At 50.9% G+C, this 1,636-nt stretch carries 1 protein-coding gene; it reads left to right on the top strand.

All coding sequences use genetic code 11. The features are described from left to right. A partial coding sequence (locus ABD002_RS19590) for a condensation domain-containing protein (RefSeq protein WP_343794308.1) occupies positions 1-1,636 on the top strand: 1,636 nt, incomplete at both ends.

Raw genomic sequence — 1,636 nt, 5'->3', positions numbered from 1 at the left:
ACGGATCTGGTCCGAGCTGCTCGGCCACGAACGGGTGGGACGCCACGACAACTTCTTCGAGCTGGGCGGCGATTCGATCCGGATAATCGGCATTATTTCAAAGGCCGAACAGCAAGGCATATCGCTTACTATCGAGCACATATTCAGGCACCAAACAATAGCAGCCATTGTGCGACAGCTTGCGCCAGGGCTGCCGCCAGCGCCCCGGCAGTCATCGGTATCTCTTATAACCGACGCAGACTGGGCGCTGCTTCCACACGGAATTGAGGATGCATACAGCGTTTCCCGTCTTCAGATGGGAATGATTTTTCACAATCAAATGTCTAGCAAGCTGGGGATGTACCACGACATCTTCAGTTTCCATTTGCAGACGAGAAAATGGGATCTGAATATTTTTCAAACGGTCGTCGATGCGCTGATCAAAAAGCATCCGACTCTTCGCACATCCTTTGATCTGACTAACTACAGCGAGCCACTTCAGCTCGTGCACAAGAAGACAGTGATTCCAATAACATTCCTTGATGTTTCTTCGCATGACAAACAAACACAGAACCAAGTTATTGCAGACACAATTGAGCGCGACAAGGAAGTTCAGTTTGATTTAGGGAAGGCTCCGCTTCTGAGAATGTTCGTCCATTACCTGGGCGACGGAAATCTGCAGTACACGGTAAGTTTCCACCACGCAATCTTGGATGGATGGAGTCTTGCGTCGTTTCAAACTGAACTCTTCTCGGAGTACGCAAAGCTGTCATCGGCGGGAGGAGGGCCTCTCGAGCTGGCTCCGCTGACATCATCCCCCAAAACCGCGGTTGCGGCAGAAAGACTTTCGCTTCAGTCTGAAGATGCCAAGTCATTCTGGGCCAGCTATTTGTCCGGACGTTCCATGGCCTCGCTGCCACCTCTTCAAGGAGCGGAGGTCGTCGCGACCGACGGCAGTGTCGAAGTTGTGATTGAGCCGGACTTGAGAGCCAGATTAATCCACTTGGCTAGCGCATTAAATGTTCCATTTCGCACAATATTGCTAGCAGCCCATTTGCGACTCACATCAATGCTGACCGGCACTGATGACGTCATCAGCGGTGTTGTCGGCAACACGCGACTTGCTGCGACGGATGGCGAAAAGGTACTAGGTCTTTTCCTAAATACCCTGCCGTTCCGACAGAAGCTTGGCTCCGGAAGCTGGAGAGTACTCATCCAAGACGTATTTCAGAATGAACTGGCGGTCGCTACATTTCGAACGTATCCATATTTCGACCTATTTCTGCAGAACGGCAGGGTTCAGCTGTTCGAAACGGTGTTCAACTATACAAATTTCCACATCTACGATGATTTGAAGAAAGTCGATTCGATCGAGACGCTGAGCGGCTCGGTCTTCGAGTCGACAAATTTTGCACTGACCTTGAATGCGATCAGTCAGGGTGATGAATCTTGGCTCAGCTGGTCGTTCGATGGTCGCAGGCTATCTGCGGATCAGGTGCGTCGAATAGCCGAATACTATTTACGCATGCTGGAATCGATTGTTGAAAATCCAGACGAAACGCATGTTGCAAAGAATTATCTATCGCAAATCGAACGCCGGCAGGTGGTGGAGGAATGGAATGCAACGCAGCGGGAGTATCCGCGCGATCAGTGCATC

Origin of the sequence: Dokdonella soli, assembly GCF_039523175.1 — a bacterium.
Classification (GTDB): domain Bacteria; phylum Pseudomonadota; class Gammaproteobacteria; order Xanthomonadales; family Rhodanobacteraceae; genus Dokdonella_A; species Dokdonella_A soli.
Note: the sequence above shows the minus strand (reverse complement) of the source record. Positions and strands in the feature narration are given on the sequence as shown.